The organism is Thermogemmatispora sp., from assembly GCF_019683755.1.
GTDB lineage: Bacteria > Chloroflexota > Ktedonobacteria > Ktedonobacterales > Ktedonobacteraceae > Thermogemmatispora.
Genome location: NZ_JADGHT010000524.1, coordinates 1 through 2171, shown reverse-complemented (window position 1 = coordinate 2171; position 2171 = coordinate 1). Strand labels below are relative to the sequence as shown.

Sequence of the window (2171 nt, the reverse complement as noted above, 5' to 3'; positions counted from 1 at the left end):
GTATTGATCTTATGTTGAAGGGCATCTTTCATCCATTGAAACAAGCGATCGAGGATTTCTGTCTTTAGATCATCCAGTCCTTGTGGTCCAACAGCGTAAAACTGGTCGTTTTCGTTGTCGTTAATTACGCCAGAGAGCCGTAACAGGGAGTCCCCCTTATTGCGGAAATCTCCGGGCAACCGCTCCCCATCTGGTTGGCCTGCCAGTTTGCGTACGACTGGTGGGATTGAAGGATTAAATTGGTCCTTAAACCGATTGGTGAAGGTATTGAAAGAACCGTCAGGATCACGGAGGGGGGGCAGAGCCGGCAGGGGTTCTTGATCAGGTCCGCTGCCCATCTGAGCCTGATAGAGGGCCAGGGACTGAGCAACGATTCCCTTGAGCTGACTGGCGGTACGCCGGTTGTCGTCCTGGGGATCGGTGAAGGGCGAGGGGTGCTGTTGCCTGTCCTGCCAGCGCTGGATGCTGGTCTGGATCTGAGAGTCCAGGTCGTCAGCGGTGCGCTCGCTAAGCTGGGAGGCGAGCAGCAGGCGTCCGACGAGCGTAGTGGGATCGTCCCCGGTGAGCTGATAGGCGGCGTCGTTGAACTTGCCGAAGGTAGTTGCCAGGGCGTCGGCACCTGCTCCGTGCATGAGGGGGCGTCCCTGGCGATCGGTGGCTGAGAAGAGGGCAATCAGGGCGTTGGCGCAGTTCTGGACGCAGGTGATATGAGTCTGGTTGAGGGGGGTCACCTGCTGGCGCAAGGAGCGCAGGGGGCCAAGAATCGTGAGTTGGACGTGGGCCTGCACTTGGATCGGGTCGTCACTGGTGCTGGTGTCTGGGATGCTAGAGGGAGTGAACATGGGCAACCTCCTTGGTGAGCGTGATCAGGCCTGGATGAAGGGCGGTGGTGAGCAAGATGGCTTAGGGAGCATAGCCATGGGTGGGTTGGAAGGAGTCGGCCATCTGCTGGTCGGTGCCCTCGAGGAAGTCGGCGGCGGCGAAGAGAGCGCTGGCCAGGTCGGTGAGCCAGTCGTAGGAGGCGCGCAGGCGCTGGGCATAGGGGACGAGACAGGTGAGGATGACGTCGGCCCATGCAGGATCAACCTGGTTCTCATCCGTGAGCCAGTCGTGTATCTGCCGCCAGGTGGTATCGTGCTGCTGAGTGGCGCTACTGACCTCAGCCAGGGCGCGGGCTGCGGTCTGGCGAATCTGGAAGAGAGAGTAAGAGACAGGCCGAGGGCTATCAAGGTGGGAGGACGATATGAAGCCCATAGGTAATGCTCCTGTGCTACGGTGTGATCAGTAGTAAGGTGATGAGTAGTGAAGGCCTGAGAACCTGGCAGAAGTCAGGCTTCAGGTCGGTAAGACAGCTTACTATGTAAATAATAAGAAGCCGAGAGAGAGATGTCAATAGGGCGATTAATGATGAGGTAGCCCAAGAGGTGTGGGATGATAGGGGAGAGAGGGGAGAAAGAGTAGAAAGAGGAGTGTCTGAGGCTATCAAAGCGGCTGATGATAGGCTAGCAAGAGGAGAGTGGCGGGGGAGGGAAAGGGGGCCAAAGAACGGCTGGTGCACGTCGTCTCCCTTGTCCCTCGCTAGACGTAGAGACTGTTGAAGGTGAACGGCATCTGCTGGAAGATGCCATTGATGCAGTGAGGTAACGCTCTGAAGGAGATAAAAGAGGAGGAAGCCTCGCTCTCAAGGCTTGCTAGGAAGGCTCTCCTCTGAGGAGAAAAGCTGAGTGTAGCCCAGCCTGGGTGGGGCCAGCGTCATTGGCTAGCAGGGAACGGAGGTAGCTGAATGGAGGTGGAGGCTGGAGAGTGGAATTGTAGGGTGGGTAAGAAAAACACCCCTGGTGACAAGCTGAGCCCCGATAGTCATCGCTCGCCTTCCTATAGTTGGGATGAATCTTTGAAACAATGGCAACTGGCCATTCCCTGGTCAAGTTGTCGATTAGCCAGCGCAGACTCGGACAGGCTGCGTCCTCATCTGCAAAGTTGACTGCTTGTGATCCTCTCTCTACCTGTCAAATATGATATACTGACAATGTGAATGAAGCACCTACTAAGTTATGATTATTATCATAAATATCATGCTCAGTTAAACCAAATATATATCTACTCTGCTGATTTTTTGGGACATATTTTTTTATATATTGTGATACTGGATAGAAGTTATTGTGTAACCA

Annotated in this window: 2 protein-coding genes; both read right to left on the bottom strand. The window is 54.9% G+C overall.

Translation table 11 applies throughout. From position 1 onward, the window contains the following. Positions 1-842 (bottom strand): hypothetical protein (locus tag IRZ24_RS19580; RefSeq protein WP_297168247.1); only part of this gene is annotated, 842 nt, incomplete at its 3' end. 61 nt (positions 843-903) lie between these two features. Next, a complete protein-coding gene (locus IRZ24_RS19575) occupies positions 904-1254 on the bottom strand; it encodes a hypothetical protein (RefSeq protein WP_297168245.1) in 351 nt (116 codons plus the stop codon). Positions 1255-2171 lie beyond the last annotated feature (917 nt).

What these genes read in the sequence shown, in the direction of transcription:
- IRZ24_RS19575 (WP_297168245.1), bottom strand. Translation starts at nt 1,254, where the DNA reads ATGGGCTTCATATCGTCCTCCCACCTTGATAGCCCTCGGCCTGTCTCT.